Annotated in this window: 14 protein-coding genes; 10 read left to right on the top strand and 4 right to left on the bottom strand. The window is 68.4% G+C overall.

Annotation, left to right across the window (positions count from 1 at the left end):
- Positions 1 to 6: 6 nt before the first annotated feature.
- Genes OHA84_RS37725 through OHA84_RS37715 form a run of 3 tightly spaced genes read left to right on the top strand, consistent with a single transcriptional unit; the run spans position 7 to position 3,271 of the window.
- The gene (locus tag OHA84_RS37725) at positions 7 to 2,220 is read left to right on the top strand and encodes a Mucin-19 (RefSeq protein WP_266976257.1); all 2,214 of its coding nucleotides are present in this window, start codon (positions 7 to 9) and stop codon (positions 2,218 to 2,220) included.
- On the top strand, positions 2,217 to 2,468 hold the full coding sequence (locus tag OHA84_RS37720; protein WP_266976259.1) for a hypothetical protein: 252 nt from the start codon (positions 2,217 to 2,219) through the stop codon (positions 2,466 to 2,468). Before OHA84_RS37725 ends, OHA84_RS37720 begins: the two co-directional genes overlap by 4 nt.
- Positions 2,465 to 3,271 (top strand): hypothetical protein, encoded by an 807-nt coding sequence (locus OHA84_RS37715; protein WP_266976261.1) that lies wholly within the window; start codon positions 2,465 to 2,467, stop codon positions 3,269 to 3,271. The genes OHA84_RS37720 and OHA84_RS37715 overlap by 4 nt, the downstream gene beginning before the upstream one ends.
- Positions 3,272 to 3,373: 102 nt before the next feature.
- On the opposite strand, the gene OHA84_RS37710 is transcribed toward OHA84_RS37715, so the two are convergent.
- Positions 3,374 to 4,171 (bottom strand): hypothetical protein, encoded by a 798-nt coding sequence (locus OHA84_RS37710; RefSeq protein ID WP_266976263.1) that lies wholly within the window; start codon positions 4,169 to 4,171, stop codon positions 3,374 to 3,376.
- 296 nt (positions 4,172 to 4,467) lie between these two features.
- Here OHA84_RS37710 and OHA84_RS37705 point away from each other — a divergent pair, with 296 nt between their 5' ends.
- The 5 genes from OHA84_RS37705 to OHA84_RS37685 all read left to right on the top strand — a co-directional run bounded on the left by OHA84_RS37705 (position 4,468) and on the right by OHA84_RS37685 (position 9,936).
- The gene (locus OHA84_RS37705; RefSeq protein WP_266976265.1) at positions 4,468 to 4,815 is read left to right on the top strand and encodes a hypothetical protein; all 348 of its coding nucleotides are present in this window, start codon (positions 4,468 to 4,470) and stop codon (positions 4,813 to 4,815) included.
- Positions 4,812 to 4,994, top strand: coding sequence for a hypothetical protein (locus tag OHA84_RS37700; protein ID WP_266976267.1), 183 nt, complete (start codon positions 4,812 to 4,814; stop codon positions 4,992 to 4,994). The genes OHA84_RS37705 and OHA84_RS37700 overlap by 4 nt, the downstream gene beginning before the upstream one ends.
- A 62-nt stretch (positions 4,995 to 5,056) precedes the next feature.
- On the top strand, positions 5,057 to 7,471 hold the full coding sequence (locus OHA84_RS37695; RefSeq protein WP_266976269.1) for a DEAD/DEAH box helicase: 2,415 nt from the start codon (positions 5,057 to 5,059) through the stop codon (positions 7,469 to 7,471).
- A gap of 177 nt (positions 7,472 to 7,648) precedes the next feature.
- Positions 7,649 to 9,088 (top strand): AAA family ATPase, encoded by a 1,440-nt coding sequence (locus OHA84_RS37690; protein ID WP_266976271.1) that lies wholly within the window; start codon positions 7,649 to 7,651, stop codon positions 9,086 to 9,088.
- Positions 9,088 to 9,936, top strand: coding sequence for an HNH endonuclease (locus tag OHA84_RS37685; protein ID WP_266976273.1), 849 nt, complete (start codon positions 9,088 to 9,090; stop codon positions 9,934 to 9,936). Before OHA84_RS37690 ends, OHA84_RS37685 begins: the two co-directional genes overlap by 1 nt.
- Before the next feature lie 441 nt (positions 9,937 to 10,377).
- Here the strand turns inward: OHA84_RS37685 and OHA84_RS37680 are convergent, their stop codons facing one another.
- Positions 10,378 to 11,541 carry a DUF6236 family protein gene (locus OHA84_RS37680; RefSeq protein ID WP_266976275.1) on the bottom strand — a complete coding sequence of 388 codons (1,164 nt, stop codon included), beginning with the start codon at positions 11,539 to 11,541 and terminating at the stop codon, positions 10,378 to 10,380.
- Between the two features lie 835 nt (positions 11,542 to 12,376).
- Here OHA84_RS37680 and OHA84_RS37675 point away from each other — a divergent pair.
- On the top strand, positions 12,377 to 13,066 hold the full coding sequence (locus OHA84_RS37675) for a restriction endonuclease (RefSeq protein ID WP_266976277.1): 690 nt from the start codon (positions 12,377 to 12,379) through the stop codon (positions 13,064 to 13,066).
- 64 nt (positions 13,067 to 13,130) lie between these two features.
- Here OHA84_RS37675 and OHA84_RS37670 read toward each other — a convergent pair whose 3' ends face one another.
- On the bottom strand, positions 13,131 to 14,432 hold the full coding sequence (locus OHA84_RS37670; RefSeq protein ID WP_266976279.1) for a ParB/RepB/Spo0J family partition protein: 1,302 nt from the start codon (positions 14,430 to 14,432) through the stop codon (positions 13,131 to 13,133).
- Entirely contained in the window at positions 14,429 to 15,589 is a 1,161-nt protein-coding gene (locus OHA84_RS37665; RefSeq protein WP_266976281.1) for a ParA family protein, read from the bottom strand. Before OHA84_RS37665 ends, OHA84_RS37670 begins: the two co-directional genes overlap by 4 nt.
- Positions 15,590 to 15,783: 194 nt before the next feature.
- Between OHA84_RS37665 and OHA84_RS37660 the strand changes: the two genes are divergently transcribed.
- Positions 15,784 to 17,439 (top strand): DUF2637 domain-containing protein, encoded by a 1,656-nt coding sequence (locus tag OHA84_RS37660; RefSeq protein WP_266976283.1) that lies wholly within the window; start codon positions 15,784 to 15,786, stop codon positions 17,437 to 17,439.
- Positions 17,440 to 17,940: the final 501 nt, after the last annotated feature.

The raw sequence follows: 17,940 nt of genomic DNA, 5'->3' as shown, positions 1-17,940 counted from the left end.
GACCAGATGGACAACAAGGACTACTCGGCCGGCCTCGGTGAACTGAGGGCCGTCCGCGACGAACTGAAGCCTCTGGAGCGCGAGCTGACCCAGCTCCAGGCCAAGGTCGCCAAGCTGCGCGACCGCCGAGCCGAGAAGATCCGCGAGCTCGGCCGGTACGCGAAGGCAACCTCCGACCGGATCGCGACGGCCGCAGGCCTCGGTGTGATCGACATCGTGGCCCTGGTGCCCTCTCTGGCCCCCCAGGCCGCCCCTGGGGCGCCTGCGGCGCCTTCCGTGACCGGAACCGCCACCGTTGATCAGCAGGCCGTTCAGGAGCCCGCAGAGCCGATCAAGGAAATGGCCGCGCCGCCGAAGCCGGATGAGCCGCAAACCGTCGAGCCCTCCGGAACCGTCGCTCGCCTCGGCGCGGCGCCCCTCGACGGCACCTCCCGCCTGGAGGTGCTCGCCGAAACCGAGCAGGCCGACGTCGCTCCGGCGCCCGCTGCCGCGGGGGTTGGGGAGGGTGAGCGCGTCCTGCCCTCGATTCCGGCTGGTGCCGAGGGTGACGCCTGGTTCCGCGCCGAACCCGACCTCGCGTCGAAGCGGCCGAACTTCAAGCAGGATGCACGGGGGATGGCGTTCCTCGACACCGCGACCGGCGTCCTGGTGTGGCAGGGCGGCACCGTCCGTCTCGACCTCGGCCGGGCCTCGGTGGCGGAGATTCTCACCGCGGTCTACGCACAGGCCCCGGCCACCGTGGAGCGGATCTACATCACCGCGGGCGACCCCTGGCACCAGGGCGCGGAGCGGCACGAGTTCCTGAAGGACGCCGTCGCCGCCTGGCTGAACGCAGGGCCCCCGGAGGGCTGGACGGTTGAGGCCTCGCGCGGCAAGGACCGGCAGGCCGGCCACCTGGTCCACCCCCGCAACCCGGTCGGACGCTGGCAGCGCGGCGACCAGCACACGGAAATCCGTTCGATCGGCGAGTGGTTCGATCCCGAGGGCGCCGACCCCGCGACGGTGCGCGCCGCGTTCGTCGAGCTGTGGAAGGCTCTGCGCCCGCACTTCGACGACGTGGTCCTCATGGGCTCGCCGTCGCAGACCGGCCGGGACCTGTGGTCGCGGACGATCCCGACCAAGCCCGGCGCGAAGTGGGCGGACGGCTTCCCCGTGATGTCGCAGGAGATCCGCGGCCTGCTCCACGCCACCGCCGGGCAGGGCCGGACCGAGCTGATCGCCCCGCCGCGCGTACCGGAGCGGGTGCCCGGCTGGTACGAGGTCGACCGGACCTTCGCGTACGCCAAGCACACCTGGGCGTCCGGTGTCGGCGTACCGCGTCGGGTCACCGCCGCGACCTTCGCGGCCATGACCCAGAAGGCGCAGACGAACGCGCTGTTCGCGCCGTCGCATTGGCAGGTGCGGGTGACGATCCCCAAGGACTGGAATCACGTCGGGCTGCTCCCGGCCCCGGCCCCCGGCGAGCGGGCTTGGCACTACCCGTACGAAGGCGGCCGGAGCTTCACCACCTGGGCGGGCGGCGCCGAAATCAACCTCGCGCTGCGTAACCCGATCGCTCCGTGGCGGATCGAGATCCTCGACGGTTTGTTGTGGGAGTCCGGCGACCCGCTGAAGAGCTGGAGCACCAAGCTGCGCGACGCCTGGCAGTCCCTGCGGGCCACCGCCGAGATCCACGGCGACGAGCAGCAGAAGCAGGCCTGCCGCCTGGCCTCCCGTGCGGTGCGCAGCATCCTGCTGTACGGCATCGGCACGTTCGCACAGCGGCCGCGGATCACGACCGGCTCGCTGGAGCTGGGCGCCGGAGGCGCGGTGCCCGATCTGCCGGACGGTGCGCGGCTGACCGGCATCTCGGACACCCACGTCACCTGGGAACGTAACCAGGGGTTCGCACGCGACCAGTACGCCCATCCGGAGTGGGCGGCAGGGGTGTGGTCGGCAGCCCGGGCAGCCCTGCTGTCGGTGAACACCAGCTCGAAGGACCCGCAGACGGGCAAGCCCATGAAGGCCGGCGCACTGCACCTTCCCGCGGGGAGCATCTTGGCGTTCCGGACCGACGCCATCTACACCGCGGCGCCGGTCGACTGGGAGTACGGCGGGGAGCCGGGCGACTACCTCCTCAAGGGCCGCATGGGCTGGGAGCAGCCCGCCCCGCGCACGGACGCGGACTTCTACGTCCTACAGGAGCTGGGTCGTCAGGCCTACGAATCGGAGGGCATGTGAGCAGCACCGACGTGGTCTGGGGCGGCCAGTGGGAGCACCCGGCCTGCGGCGCCTCGGGCGAGGCCGTGTGGGAGGACGCGGACACCGTCGACTCCGGTCACGACTGCGGCCGCGAGGGCGTGGTGGTGTGGAGCGCCGAGTGGCGCTGTCACGGCTGCGGCGACGAGGGCGACGGCCAGTTCGAGGACGACAGTCCGGTGTACGCCGACCACGAGTGTGACGACGAGGACGAGGAGGCGGCCGCGTGACGCCGCGCAGGAGGAGGCCGGCGGGCGGCCGGGGAGCACAGCGCAACGAAGCCGCGCGGCTCACCTCGGAGCTGGAGCGGGCCGGGTTCAGCCGGAAACAGGTCGGCGAGATCCTCGGCCGCAATCCGTCGCTGGTCTCGCAATTCTTCACGCAGAACAAGGGCGCGTCGATGGTGGAGGCGCTGCGGGCCGTGGTCCAGGAGGTGCAGGCCGGCGGCCCCCGGGACCTCGCGAGCCTCAAGGCCCTGGCCGCCGGACATGTCCAGCCGCGGCTGAACCGCGAGGGCTACAAGGCCCGCGTACGCGGGAAGTCGCGGGTGCGGGCGGAGCGGACGGTCAAGGACGCCAAGGGGAAGACGGTCACCGGCGCCGACGGGAGGCCGGTCAAGGCCTGGTCCTCGTCCCTGGCCAAGGCCGGAAAGCAGCACATCGCCTCCGGCGCCGGTCGGCTCCGGCCGGTGGTCGACGACGCGGCCGCCAACGGCGGACGGATCGCCTTCACCGTCCGGGCCCGTAAGGGATCCTTCAAGCACGATGCCGGACGCCGGGCCGACTCCCCCGGCGTCCGCCGCAACGTCGTCCAACGCCGCGACGGAACCGAGGAGCGGGCCTACGCCGACAACCGCGGCGGCCCGGGCTCGGGCGAGGAAGGGTTCGAAGGCGCCGAATTCAAGGCACTGGTCGACGCGGCCGGCGGTGACGTCGCGGCAGCCGTGCAGAAGTGGCTCGTCGACAACGACAAGATCGAGCCCGGCACACCGATCGTCGGCCTGGAGATCCGTGCCTGGAAGTCCCAGGACTGAGGTTCCTGCCCCGGACACGGACTTCGGGGCAGGACACCACCTTTCTGGCTTTTCCTCAGCGGGCTGGTCGCATGGGTGCACTTGTGTGACGCCGGTCGGGAGTCAGCTCTGGAGATGAGCCTCGATGGACCTGATTAGACCGGCCGTATCGATGTCGGCCGTCCATCGGACGTAGGAGAAGGCCTTGTTTCCTTTCGCGGCCCAGTTGCGGGCTGCGTTGAGGTCCTGAAGACCGGGTTCCAACATGTTGCTGACGATCACGATGGCGTCCGCGCGGTCAGTCATGAGGAAGAGCGGCCTGATGTGCAGGAACAGTTTGTCTCTGCGCATGACCCTAGTGGGATCGCCGAAAGCCGTTTCAATGATGACCTTCTTGTTGCCCGCAGCGACCACGAAGTCGGCGCGACCGCCAACATCGTCAAGCCGCTCACCCACCGTGACCCGATCACCAAAGTGGGCGATGAGACGTTCCCCGAGCACGTTCTCGTAGGCGTGTGAGGAGGTTGCCGCGATGTCAGGAACGTTCTGGATCCGAGGTCGTTCGGCAACCGCCGTGCTGGCGATTCGGACACGTTCGCTGTCGTCCTGCGCCTGGTCGAGCTCCTCCCTCACGCGCTGCTCGAACTCGAAGGCGCCGTCGACGAGGTTCATGCTGGAGATTCGTCGGCCCATGGTGGCGAGTACGACCAGTAGGCCTCCGATCGTTATGAGAGCCGTGGGGCCGGCTTCAACTTCGGTAAGGAAGACGGCGAATCCCCCAGTGCCGACCATGCTGATACCCATGGTGCCGAGGATGCCGCGGGCCCCGGGGGTGAGCCTGCCAGCGTTGGCCAGGCGCGCCACTCGCTCGGCCCGCCGGGCGCGCCACCGGGCTATCCGGCCCGGTTCCGTAGTCGTCATGGCGTGCAGCGTAGGGGATGTGTTGGGCTCCACGGCCGAGAACCGGATAGACCCCAGACTTCCCGGTGGCTGGCGGCGGAACCCCGGTCCACCGCCCCCGACATCCAGCGCACGCATCTCATTGAAATGCATTTGAGTTGGATGCATAATGAGGTGAGTGTCGTCGCTCCGCGCAGACCATTGAGGCAGACAGGTCCTCCTCGTCCCGAGCCTGATCGGAGCGATTCCCGTGACGCACACCGGCGCCTGCACCTGAGTCACATCGAGCCCGTGAATCGCAACGAATGGATCAGTAGATGAGCACCCTCCCGCCCTCCCCCGAAACCGCCTACCTCAACGCCCCGCACGTCCAGCAGGAGACCGAGGAAATCCTGCGACTGCGTCGCTCCGGACGGATCAGCGACCGAGACTGGCTGCTGCGCCACGCCGCCCTAACCGACCAGCAGACCCTGAACGCCGACCCGAGCGACGGCAAGGTCCAGACCCCGGTCCAGGTGACCATCGCCAAGCTGGTGACCTACGACGCCGCGAACGGCACCACCAGCGGCCCACGCGCCGTCGACGACCCCACTTGGGCAGCCGACCCTCGCGGTTACGTCCGCCAGGAGTACGCCATCTGGGCCGAACGGAACGTACGACCGTGAGCGCCGGAAACATCCCGACCATCCGCTGCGACTTCACCGACGAGACCGACTCCGACTGCGACCAGGAGTGGTACGCCCCGGTCCTGATGCCCCACCACCGGGCGCTCCGAGCCTGGCTGCGCGCACGCGGATGGCGCAGGCTGCGCGACGGCCGCGACTTCTGCCCCGATCACGCCTAGCGCTCCTCCACCCCGACCGCCACCCGGCCCCAGGGCCCGGAACCCGAGAGCAAGGTGAGCCCATGACCGACACCCGCACCGCTCCCCCACTGCGCCCTCACCAGCGCGAGGCCTTGGCCCGCGCGGTCGAGGAACTCACCCCCCGCTCCCCCGCCGAGGCCCCGGCCGGCGGCCTGCGCACCCAGGTCATCATGGCCACGGGCAGCGGCAAGACCCTCGTCGCCGTACAAGCCGCCGAACAGGTCGGCGGGGACCGCGTCCTGGTCCTGGTCCCCTCCCTGGACCTCCTCGACCAGACCGCCCGCGCCTGGCGGGACGGCGGCAGCACCGGCGCCTTCGTCGGGGTGTCCTCCCTCGACGACCACGAGACCGGCTTCCCGCACACCACCGACCCCCACACCCTGGTACGGCTCACCGCGCACGGGAGCGTCATCGTCTTCGCGACGTACGCCTCCCTCGGCAACGGGATCCTGGAAGCCGCCCACGAAAGCGGCCTGTCACCCTGGGGCCTGATCGTGGTGGACGAGGCGCACCGCACCAGCGGCCGGGCGGGCAAGCCCTGGGCCGTCGTCCACGACAACGCCCGCATCCCGGCCGCCGCGCGCCTCTACATGACCGCCACCCCCCGCATCTGGGCCGCGGGCGACGGCGACGACGAGGACGGCGAAGAACTCGTCGCCTCCATGACCGACGACCCCGACGGCCTGTTCGGCCGCGTCGCCTACCACCTGCCGCTGGACACCGCGATCGAGGCCGGAATCGTCGCGCCGTACCAGGTAGTGGTCGTGGACGTGCAGGACCACCAACTGAACGCCGCGACGCTGGCCGCCGGCCAGGACTCCGACGCCGTACGCGGCCTGCGGCTAGGCGCCCTCCAGGCGGCCACCCTCAAGGCCGCCGAGGAAGAAGGCCTGCGCCGGGTCCTCAGCTTCCACCAGCGGGTGTCCGAGGCCGAGGCATTCGCCGTCGGCCTGCCCGAAAAAGCCCGCGACCTCCGCCACCAGGACGACGAACCGGCGCCCTCCGAGGACACCGGTGTCTGGGCGCAGTGGCTGCACGGCGAGCACAAGCCGGCCCACCGGCGCACCGTCCTCACCCAGTTCGCGGCCGGCCTGACCGACAGCGGACAAGACGCGCGGCTCTCCCTCATCGCCAGCGTGAAGGTCCTCGGCGAGGGCGTCGACACCCGGGAATGCGAGGGCGTGATCTTCTGCGACGTCCGCGGCTCGATGCCGGACCTGGTCCAGGCCGTCGGCCGCGCCCTGCGGATGCACCCCGGCGAGGGCAAGATGGCCACCCTCCTCGTGCCGGCCTTCCTCGCCACCGGCGAGTCCACGGAGTCGATGCTCACCTCCCCCGCGTACGCGGGCCTGGCCAAGCTCCTCGCCGCGCTGCGCGCCCACGACGCCCGCATCGAGCAGCTCACCAACCCGGGCAACCCGACCCCCGCACGCACCGACACCCTCGGGCCCGGGCCCGCCGACCGCGACGGTGTCCCGGACGACGAGCAGACCACGGTGAGCGCCCCGGCCCGCGAGCTCCTGCGGTTCTCGAAGCCGCGCGATGCCAACCAGCTGGCCAGCTTTGTCCAGTTGCGAGTTCTCAACCCCGAGCGAGTGCAGTGGCGCCGCGGCCTCCAGGCTGCCCAGCGCTACCGCGCCGAACACGAGGACCTCCGCGTCCCGTATGGCCTCCGGACCCCCGACGATTGGTCCCCCGCCGGCTTCCCGCTCGGCGTCTGGATCGCCGACTGCCGCCGCCACTACAAGGCCGGCAATCTCGACGGCGGCCGGGTCGTGCAGCTGGAGAAGCTCGGCATGCTCTGGAACCTCTTCGACGCACGCTTCGACGAGGGCTTGGCCGCGGCCGCCGCCTGGGGCGCCGCATCCAGTGTCGGCCTGGCCGCCCCCGTGGACGCGGACTTCGACGGATACCCCGTCGGCCGCTGGCTCAAGAACCAGCGCGCGGCCGCCCGTCGGGCGAAGGCGCCGCTCTCCGCCGAGCGTCGCACCGCCCTCGCGGAGATCGACCCGGACTGGTGCCCCGAGTGGAGCATCGACTGGCAGCGGGCTTTCCGCCTCGCCCAGCATCACGTGAGCACGGGCGGCACGCTCCCGGACGGGACCGGCATCCTCGTCGAGGACGGCGAGGATCTCGGCCGCTGGGCCGCCGCGCAACGCAAGGAATTCGGGAAGCTGTCGGGGGAGCAGCAGGCGATGCTCGCCAAGCTCGGCATCACGCCGGCCCCCGCCCCCGCCAAGCGGACTCGGGACGAGATGTGGGCACACAACCTGCGGGCGGCTACCCAGTACCGCGCCCGCGTCGGAAACCTCGCCGTACCGCGCAGCCACACCGAGGAGATCGACGACGAGACCGTGCGGCTCGGGGCATGGATCAGCCAGCAGCGGGCAAAGGCTGGCAAGTTGTCAGCCCCGCGGGTCGCGGAGCTGTCGGCCCTGGGCATGCGCTGGTCGTGACGAATCGTAGGACCGTTCGGCGTTGGCCCCGCTGCCATCGATCCCCGAAAGGCGTAGCCACGCCTGGGCTTCCTACGGCACTCTGGCTCAGTCTCGATCAGCGCCAAGTGAGGGAGCCCGGTGCGATTCAAGGTTCTGGAGTATAGGGCGGCGGTCCCTGCAGGTGATGGTGCCTACTTGATCAAGGACAAGTGGAACGACTACGGCTTCGTCACTACGTTTGACCTGCGAGTACGCCTGACTGGCAAGGTCATCCGCGTTGGTTACGTCCGGATTGGACATAGAACCCTTACGGCCCGGCCTTTCGGCACCTGGGAAACCTCGGAGGTATTACCTACCGAGTTCATGTACCTTTCGGATGATTTCTTCAGCCTGGCCCATCAGGACGACTATTACGTGGCACTCAAAGATCTGCCGTCTGGTGCAGGACGGATCATTCTGCGCGCCCTGAACGACATCGCCTATAACGCGGATCTACGAGAGAGATACTCCGCCTATCCCGTATACGAGCACTCCTTGCTACGCGATCAAACACCCATGGGTTTGCGCCGTCTTGAGCGAATCGCCAAGGGTTTGCGCGGGCATCGGGTGGCATTCGAGTGGTCGTACACCCCTCTGCAGGAGGGTGTGCTCAACGCTCATGAGTTTCGATTCGAGGTCTCCCCCGAGAGCCGGCCACCCACCAGTGTGCATGCCTTGATCGGCCGTAACGGTGTCGGGAAGTCCCGCCTGCTACACGATATTGCTGCTCAGGTGATGGCCGGTCACGTGTCGGTGAAGAGTTCCTCGGGCGGCGAGGATAACAGCTTTACGGGCTGCGTTTCCGCGAGTTTCAGTCCGTTCGATCGGCCTTATCAAATCGACGACTTGGGAGAAGATCTTCGCTTCAGTTACATCGGCCTCCGGAAGAACGAACTGGAGTTAAAGTCCGATGCTGACCTGCGTGAGGAATTCACTAGAAGCTTCAACGAGGTCCGCATCGGAGCAACTGGCGAGCGCTGGCTAAAGGCCATCGAGACGCTCAACTACTCCGCTAGCGGGTTCCTCGATGAGCACTCTGATGACCTGATAGAGGTCATGAGGCATCCCCACCCGGAATATGGGGCAGAGGTGATGGGGCGGATCTTCGACGGACTCAGCTCTGGCCACAAAGCCGTTCTCCTCCTGGTGACGCGACTGGTGAGAGCTGTCCGGGAACGGACTCTTGTCCTGATCGACGAACCAGAGACTCATCTACACCCACCTCTCCTGGCAGCTCTCACGCGTGCGCTCTCCGATCTGCTGACGGACAGAAACGGTATGGCCGTCATCGCCACACACTCCCCCGTCGTGCTCCAAGAAGTACCCGCATCATGCGTATGGAGGATGTTCCGCAGCGGCTCGGAACTCACCGCCAGCAGACCGACCATGGAGACCTACGGAGAGAGCGTCGGCGAACTGACCTACGAAGCCTTCGGGCTGGAGACCACCTCAACCGGATTCCACGCGGCCATCGCCGAAGCGGTCGAGGAGGGCGGCACCTTCGAGGACATCGCGGCCCGCTTCACCGGACTGGGATCCGAGGCCAGGTCTCTCCTCAGAGCGATGACCTACGCACGGACCCGGGGACGGGACTGATGATTCCACCCGATCGACCACCCTTCGGAGTCAAAGAGGTCGTGGAGGCCTGCTCGGACTGGCTGGAGAAGCACGACCCCGCCAAGAGGCTTCACGGACACCTGTATGCAATCAGGAGCCTGGAACACACCTATCACATGGCCGGCCAAAGGGGCATCCTGCTTTCGCTCCTGAGGGTCGAAAGAGTCATACAGTCGGATCACGCGGACCGCGAGCTGTTCGAAAGAGCCTACGGCGAGGCTGTGGTGGGTCGCGTCGCGGGCCGCCGACTCTACGAGGCACTCAAGGCCCTTGCGGCGCATACCCGGTGCCCCCTGTGTGGCATACAGGCGGTCGCACAGGTTGACCACCACGCACCGAAAGACAAGTTCCCGTTTCTCGCACTGACTCCGTTGAACCTGATCGCGGTTTGCGGAACTTGCAACCAGCTCAAGTCGAACACTTTTGAAGAGGACGCCACCCGGGAGGCGGTACACCCCTACTTCGACAAGTTCGGCAACGACCGCTGGCTACACGCCCAGATCGACGCAGCCGCCAACGGCGTTGCCGTATACCAGGCCATCCCGCCAGCAACGTGGCCCAGCACCAAGGCCTTACGTGTTCGGAGGCACTTCGACAAGTACAACCTGTCCCTCCGTTACAAGGCCGAAGCATCACATGCCCTCGCGCGACGGAAGAGAGCTGACACACGAACTTTCAAGGAGGCTGGCTCTGCAGAGCTGCGCAGCCTTCTGAGCAAGGAAGCCGAAGACCAGGCTGCCTACGACCCCAACTGCTGGCAGGCAGCGTTCCTATCCGCTCTCGCAGACAGCAACTGGTACCTCAACGGCGGGATGCAGAGCATCTGACGAATGGCGTGACCAGCCTGCCTCTCACTTGCTCGGACACAACTCGATGCTTCGGAACCTGCAGCCAGACAGGTCACCAAGGGGCAGTTGCTGGGCCATGCCTGGGGGCGGACGCTTGCACAACTCCCAGCCGAAGCACCCTAGTGATCTTTTGGCGTGGGCCACTCTCCACGCGAATTGCCCACAGACATGACGACCTCTCATCCACCTCGACTTGGATAATTCGTGCACATGCACTCAAAAGCGAAGCCCAGAATGGGTCCTTGAACTGACGATCTCGACCGGCCCGGTATGAATCGACGTGCGGTAGCCCAGCAGGCCCGCAGTCGGCCTCTCACGGACTTTTGTGCAGTGCGATGGGGCGCCTGCTGCTGAAAATGGGTGCCAGCCCCGGCGTCAATCCGTCTTTCGCCTGGAGCCTCTCCGTGCTCGGCCTCGCCGTCAGATCCCCACGCCCGCGGTACGTGCGACGGCCCGGGTCGCGCGCCGAAGCACCGTCGTCGGCTTCAACTCTTTCTCCACACGCAGCAGGTAACCCGCAGGCGAGGAAGCTACCAGGGTGTCGCGCTCGCGGGCGGCGGCCTGGCGGGTGGCGAGCGCGGTGAACGCGATGCCGGCGCCGACCGCGGTGGTAGTTCCACCGAACAGCATGCCGAGTCCGGCCCCGGACACAGTCGCCTCTGGCTTGATCGTGAGCGCGGTGGAGATGGTCTCCATCTTCAGGCCGTGGATCGCCTTGCGCAGGGATTCGAGGGGCTGGGCCACATGGAGATCGAACGCTGCTTGAAGGTGCAGTTCGAAGGCTCCCCGGTCGGTGACCTCGCGGGCACCCTCAAGCACGTCGGCGGCCGCCGCGTCAACCGCTGCCGCGAAGGCAATGAACTCGTCGGCGTACTGTGTCCGCAGCCGAACGATCTTCTCCACCGGGACGTGACGCAAGTCGGCCGGAAGTACACAACGCACGGCCATCATGGCCACCCTGGCCTTCGCCGTCTCGTGGCCTACCGCCGGTGCTGCGCGGTCCAGGAGCACGTCTGCAATGCGCTCAGCCGTCCACCCTCCCGTAGCAGAGTGGGCATCCATCTGGTCGGTGACTGGCGTGAACGCCGTCCGGTGTGCAAGCTCGTGAGTGACCGCGCACTTGTATACCCACGCCAGAGCCGGATCCACGGCCACCCAGGCGGCGCCGTGGTGTGTCCGCCGCCAGTCCAGAGTCGCCAACCCCGCTTCCTCCAGTGCGTACCGCAGCTCCACCGGCACCTCCTGGGGGTACAGGCCGGTCAGGCTCCGGGTGGTGGGGGTCAGCCTGGGGGCCACCCCCGCGAGAGCGCGCCCCCGCGCCGCGAATCGGTCGCGCAGCGCCTCGGTATTGTCTCGGACCGCCGCGACGACCATGGGCGCGACCGCCTCGGCTGCCTGCCGTGGGTCGATGTCAACGAGAAATCCCGATTCCTGGTTGAGCTCCCTGACGACTGCGCGGTCCCGCACGGGGAATCCGGCTGGCACCACGCGGGCCAGGTTGCGCCAGTACAGAGCCGCCGCCTTCGCCCAGGATTCGTCTCGCAGGTGTACGTACGGGTAGTAAAGACCAGTCTGGAGCGCCATCGAACGCTTTCCTCTCCCCCAGGCCGACCAACTGTGGTCAGCCCCTCACGGAATGCTAAGCGAACGCTTTCGTCATCCCTCCTGTGGAACTCAGCACCGGGGGTGTTCATCCCAGCGGAGGTGGCGTAGAGCGACCGATGGGCGGGTCTGACGAACGCCTTGTGCATCCTGCCTGAGCGCTGTTGGTTGCCAGGCGGCGCGAACTCGGCACGCGCGCAGCCGCGGGCAAGCAGGAGAGGACTCCTGCCACCAGTCAGCCAAGTCCCGTCCCCTGCACTGGAACGGTCGCTGTCGCCTTGGTCCCGGGATAGCGCCCTTCCAATGGGACCGGCCCGGCACCACCCCGCGTTCTGCCTCGGTCGGCGCTGCGGTCGCCCGTAGCTACACTCTGCTCGGCGCATGGTCCGTCGACGCCATCCCGTGCACCTCCCAGCGGCAGGTCAGCCGGAACATGCGTCACCTGGACCAGCCCGGTGGGCCCGGAGGACTTCGGTCTGACCGACTCGGCGCTGCCGGACGGCACCTTCGACGCCGACCCGCACACACGGTACTGGTCGGCCGGCAACCGCACGGCACCGTGGCCAGCCTGACTGCGGCGCTCCTGGGCAAGCCTCCTCTTTCGCCCGTCCGGGCGCTGGGCAAGCTTTCGGGCAAGCCGTCGCGAGGAGGGTGGGCGGAGATTCCCACCATCCGGTGGGACGCGCCCACCCACCCGCTGGCCCTCCGCGGCCGGGTGGGTGGGCGCCGCGCCCTGATTCAGGAAGGCCCGTCCATGCCCGGACGTCGAAACCAGCCCCGCACTCCTCGGCGACGGCCGGGACGAGGACGCCGCCCCGTGCACCGTCGCCGAGGAGGGCTCACCGGCGATACCGCCGGCCTCCTCGCGGCCGCCGCGTTCGCGTCCGTCCTCGTCCCGCAGGTCCGGCAGTGGCTTCAGCTCCACGGCGCCAACATCGCCGCCGTCACCATCGCGGTCCTGGCCGGCGGAGCACTGACGCTAGTGCTCGTGAAGGCCGCGCGGCTTGGTGCCGCCGCATGGACTTCCCGGCGCCGGCGACCTGAGGGCTGGGACATCCGCTTTCTGGACGGTCTGCACCACAGTCAGTTCGAGGAAGCCGTACGGGACCTGATGCGCCGCGACGGAGCCCACGACGCCGTCCGGGTGGGCGGCGCCGGCGACAACGGCGCCGACGTCAAGGGAACCGACCCGGCAGGCCGCCGCTGGGTAATCCAGTGCAAGCATCGCCGCGACGGAGTGGCCGGGGCCGCCGTCGGCACGCCGGACCTTCACGTCCTCAATGGAACTGGCCGCCCCGTCCACGGTGGCGACGTAATCGTGCTCGTCACGAACGGTCGGATTACCGGCCCGGCGAAGGAGTTCGCCCGCAGCCAGCGGCTGCACCTGGTGGATCGCCACCTCCTGGACGTGTGGTCCACCGGGACGACTCCCCTGTGGCAGCTTCTTTCCCAGCTGCCAGCTCCCCGGCGCCACCGCCCCCGAATCAGGCCGGGTCGGCAACCCTGAGGCCATAAACGGGAAGGTCGGACTGCCTAGGCAGTCCGACCTTCCCCGTCGCTCGTCGAGCAGCTCAGATCCTGCTGTAGAGCTCCTCGATCAGGGCAGAGAGCTCCTCAGAGGAGAGCACCCGGGCGATGTTGTCGGCCTGCTCCCCCGGGGTGTCACCGAGGTGTTGGCGCAGGATCCGCGCCGACTCGTCGGTTAGCGCGCCCTGCGGGTTGTTAACCGCGGTCAACACTTTCGGTCCCGACGGGAGGGGGTCGAGCCGCTCACCGCTCTGCGGCGCCGGGACCTTGTGCTGACCCCCTGGGTTGTTAACCGCGGTCAACAACTCGGAGGAGTCCGAATGCGGCGGGGTCTCCGCCAGCGCGCCCTGCGGGTTGTTAACCGCGGTCAACACTTTCGGTCCCGACGGGAGGGGGTCGAGCCGCTCACCGCTCTGCGGCGCCGGGACCTTGTGCTGACCCCCTGGGTTGTTAACCGCGGTCAACAACTCGGAGGAGTCCGAATGCGGCGGGGTCTCCGCCAGCGCGCCCTGCGGGTTGTTAACCGCGGTCAACAACCCAGGGCCGGCCGCGGCCAGGATCGCCTTCTTCTGGGCTTTGGCGAGTGCTTCCTCCTCCTTGTGCTCTGTGAGGAGCTGGAAGAGATCCTCGGCTGAAGGGTGATTGGGGGAGTCCTTGAGGCGGCGCGCCATCCAGATGGCGTCCCTGCTCGATGTCTCACCGGCACTGATCGAGGCGCGTACCTCGGGCGGCAGAGCGAGGAGGCCGAGCTGGTTGGTGATCCAGGCCCGTGACTTGCCGAGCTGTTCCGCGGCTCGGGACTGGGCTCCGTGGCTGTGCTTCTCGGCGCACACGTCCACGAGCTGCTGGATGCCGGTCGCACGTTCTACCGGATCGAAGTCCTCGCGGTGGAGGTTCTCCTTGAGCAGCTTGTTGAGGAACTCCTCCCGGCTGTCGGCGAATTCGTCTCGAATCACGAAGTCGAGGGCGGACAGTTCTACGTGCCGGGCGCTGCGAAAGCGGCGTTCGCCGTTGACGAGGACATACTCGGCGTCACCGATTGCGGTGGCGTGGTCGGGCCACAGTTCCAGGTATGCGTCTCGGGTCACGACCACGCAGGCAGCCAGCTGTGCCTGGCGCAGTTCCTCACCGAAGCGGGTCAGCTCCTCCGGGGTGCCGAAGTTCCGGCGCGGGTTGAGGGGGGTGGAGGACACCTGGGACAGGGGGAGCTTGACGATGCTGTACGAGGGGAGGCGTCCCTCTGCCACTGCCTTGGCGCGCCCGCGGGCGCTGAGGTCGGCTGGGGGCTGAACGGCGGACGCCCTCTGGAAGCTGGACCCGCCTCCCAACTTGTCTGCCTTGCTCATCCGACAAGCCTCCTGGTGAGTTCCCGCATGCTGCTGGCCTGCTCGCATTCAGGGGCGTACTCAAGCAGCGGCTGCTTGAGCCGGACGGCTTCGCGCTGTTCCTTCAGGTCTGGGACGACCACAAGCACTGGGGGAGTGCCGAGGTCTTGCCATCCTTGGAGGGAGGACGTGGCGATGTATCCGCGGCGGCTGTCGTAGAGGTTGACCGCGATGCCCAGGAGCGCGAGCGGCAGCGCCATGTCGTTGGCGAGGGAGGAGATCTGGTTCATGAGGAGCTCGTAGGCGTCGGCTGAGGAATCCTCGGCCTGCACGACGATGAGGATGCCCGAGGAGTCAGGTTCCTCACCGTCGCGGGTGCGCCCGTAGTAGAGCGCGTTGTCCATCGTGTAGCCCAGGCTTGGCGGGCAGTCGACGAGGACGTAGTCGTAGTCCTCCTCCAGGGCCAAAAGCTCGCGCTCCAAAGCGGATTCCCGGACACGCAGGCCCTGCGCGGTGGCCAGCTTGGCGTCCAGCAGGAACGCGTACGTCGACCCCGGAAGTAGGTGGAGCCGGTCGCCGAAGAGTTGCTCCGACTGGACCGGCACGACGAGGCTCTGGAGGGAGACCTTCTTCTCCTCTCCGAGCATGCGCTTGGCCAGGCTCGGATCGTCGATGCCGAGTGGCTTGTGGCCCAGCTGCTGTGTGAGGTGGCACTGCGGGTCGAAGTCGACGAGAAGGACCCGGGCACCACGCTCTGCGAGACCCTCAGCAAGTCCCGCGGCGATGGCCGTCTTCCCGACGCCGCCCTTCTGGTTGCACACGACGTACCTGACCGGGCCGGTGGCCGGGCGCTGTTTGTGAGACGCGGGCCGGTCACGAAGCCATTCGGTGAGAGCTTGCGCCAGGGCCTGGTTGAGAGCCGACTTGCGGCTCTTGGCGACTTTTCTGAACTCAGCGTTCAGGCCCTGCGGAAGGTGCGTCGTGAAGTTGGCGGCTCCGCTCGTGTCGACCGTGGGGTGCTCGGCGTCGTCGGCCATCCACGCCTTGATGGCCTCGGTAACGGCGTCCTGCATGTTCAGGCCCAGTTGAGCGGCGCGGACTTTGATCTTCTGCCGCAACGGAAGCGGCAGCTTGATAGCTACCTTCTCCCTGGAGGGCGGGTCATTCGTAGCGGTCATGCGGATACCTTACTGACTAGACTGCTGGTTCAACGTCGCCACTCACTAACGAGATTTCCGATTCGCACCTGATGTCGCATCAGAAGGGCCATCCGAAGGGACGCGCCACGATGACGAAGCTCAAAAGAGGGCTGACAGCAGCAAGGCCTGGTGACAGGCTGATCAACTAGACCGGTCGGAGATGGGAAGAGCACGTGGCTCAACTGCAGCTGACGAGGACGCACCGGATTCTGATCGGTGTGGTGGTCGCCGGCGCCGTTGTCATCGCCGGCATCGGTTTCGCGGGTTCGTACGCCGCAGTGCGTGCGCTCGCGCTGCAGAAGGGCTTCGGCACCTTCTCCCTGGTGTTTCCGATCGGCATCGACGCAGGCATCTGCGTCTGCCTGGCGCTCGACCTCCTGCTGACGTGGATCCGCATCCCGTTCCCCCTCCTGCGCCAGACCGCATGGCTCCTCACCGCCGCGACAATCGCGTTCAACGGTGCCGCCGCCTGGCCCGACCCGCTCGGCGTCGGCATGCACGCCGTCATCCCGGTCCTCTTCGTCGTCACCGTCGAGGCGGCCCGCCACGCCGTGGGCCGGATCGCGGACATCACGGCCGACAGGCACATGGAGGGCGTCCGCATCACCCGCTGGCTGCTCTCTCCGGGGCCCACGTTCAAGCTGTGGCGCCGGATGAAGCTCTGGGAGCTGCGGTCGTACGAGCAGGCCGTCGGGATGGAGCAGGACCGGCTGATCTACCAGGCGCGGCTCCAGGCCCGCTACGGGCGGGCCTGGCGGCGCAAGGCCCCGGTGGAGGCGCTGATGCCGCTGCGCCTGGCCCGCATCGGCGTGCCGCTCGCGCAGACCGCCTCCGCCGGATTGACCGCAGCCGGCCTGAGCCCGGTCCTACTCTCGCGCCCCGAGCCCGAGCCCTCGTCCGTGTCGGCTGCTGAGCCGATGTTGGTGACAGCGGCAGATGTGCCCGAGCTGCCTCCGGCCGCCCAGCCGCTCGTTGAGGAGGTCCCCGTCCCGGAAGCGGAGTCTCCGGCGGACGTCGAGGATGCGGCTCCGGAGGCCTGGGCCGCGATACCCGAACCTGTCCTCGTCGACCTGGCGCTGGCTGGGCGGGACTTCATGGGGCAGTACGGCGCGGTCCCGTCTGCGGAGCAGTTCGCGGCGTTCCTCGCGCGGGACTACGGCCTGACCGACCAGAACACCGGTGGCCTTCTGCCCGACGTCATGCTGGAGCCGGTGCTCGCTGAACTCCAGGCGGCCGATGCCGAAGCGGCCGTACTCCCGGGCCCCGCACCGGCGGTCGCGGAGCCGGTGACCGACGCGCCGGTGGCTGCGGCTCCGGCGTTCGAGGAGCCTCTCGGCGCGGGGGAGCCGCACCTCTTCTTCGGGGAACAGAGCGGCGTCCGCGGCCAGGCGCAACCGTCCGACGAGCCCGTACGACTGCCCGCCGGAGCGGTCCCCGCGCCGACGGCCTCCGTGACCGACGCCGGCCCGGCCGTACCCGCGAGCCGTTCCTTCGAGCAGCCCGTCCTCGCCGCACCGGTCGAGGCGGAGGGCCGGGACTGGGTGGCCGAGGTGGCCGCGTCCGGTGAGGCGACCGCCCGGGTACCGCGCCAGCAGACCGACGAGGTGCCGGCCGAGGCTGACCCGATTCAGCGCGAAGTCGAGCTGGTTGCCTCCTGGCTGATGGAGGCCGAAGAGGCCGGGAAGAAGCTGTCGGGGGCTGAGGTTGCCCGGCGCCTGGAGGTCTCGCCCAAGACAGGCCAGCGCCGCGTCCTCGAAGCGAAGCAGCACCTGGAGGAGCAGCGCCGGCAGCAGGGCCGGGCGCACCTCCGCTCCGTCGGCAGCAGCTGACCGACGTTCCGGTTGGGGCCGGGTGACCGGTCACCGTCCACCGCCACCGACCGGACCGGGCAGCCGTCCCGTCGTGACCGATCGGCGCCTGGCCGAGCCGGCGGGCGGTGCCGTGACCGATGGCCGGACCCGCCCGTGACCGATGCTGTGGCCGGTCACCGAGCCCGCCCGTGACCGATTCCGGGCCCGGTGACCGGTGACCGATCTGGGCTCCATCGGTCATCGGTCATGACCGGTCCGCGTCCATCGGTCACCCGTCCGCCGCACCCCCGCGCCTGCCTTCTGGGCAAGCCTTGGCGGCACAAGCCTGAGGCTTGCCCACCCCCCAGGGAGGCTTGCCCAGAGTTGCATGGACCGGTCACGAGGGGGCTTGCCCAACCCCCCACCAGGCTTGCCCAATCGGTCACGGGAGGCTTGCCCAGCCAGAGGGCAAGCCTCCCATCTGCGCTTTCAGGGGTGTGGGCAAGCCTTCGGGCAAGCCGGTCTGAGGAGAGTTCACGG

Origin of the sequence: Streptomyces sp. NBC_00513 (assembly GCF_041431415.1) — a bacterium.
Taxonomy (GTDB): domain Bacteria; phylum Actinomycetota; class Actinomycetes; order Streptomycetales; family Streptomycetaceae; genus Streptomyces.
The sequence above is the reverse complement of the archived record's forward strand: the minus strand, read 5'-3'. Positions and strand labels throughout refer to the sequence as shown.